This window comes from Psychrobacter sp. W2-37-MNA-CIBAN-0211, assembly GCF_040309405.1.
Classification (GTDB): Bacteria; Pseudomonadota; Gammaproteobacteria; order Pseudomonadales; family Moraxellaceae; genus Psychrobacter; species Psychrobacter glaciei.
Genome location: NZ_JBEOOU010000124.1, coordinates 1 through 283, shown reverse-complemented (window position 1 = coordinate 283; position 283 = coordinate 1). Strand labels below are relative to the sequence as shown.

Annotated in this window: 1 protein-coding gene; it reads right to left on the bottom strand. The window is 43.5% G+C overall.

All coding sequences use genetic code 11. From position 1 onward, the window contains the following. Positions 1-97: 97 nt before the first annotated feature. The coding region (locus tag AAEY72_RS14565; protein WP_352311240.1) for a winged helix-turn-helix domain-containing protein at positions 98-283 on the bottom strand (186 nt) is incomplete at its 5' end.

Below are 283 nucleotides of genomic sequence, written 5' to 3'. Positions count from 1 at the left end.
ACTAACGCCTGCTTATTAACAACTCGATACATACACTCACTTTACCTTAGAGTAGTAATACATGCGTATTTCATACATTAGCTAAGCTTTAAGCTGATCACAGCTTACTTGAAAAACGATATCCCGCACCACGTACAGTTTGCACCAAACGGTCATGTCCAAGTGGGCCAATTGCTTTGCGCAGACGACGAATGTGCACATCAACCGTGCGATCTTCTACGTAAACATTAGTTCCCCATACATGATCAAGCAGTTGTTCACGGCTATAAACACGCTCTGGGTG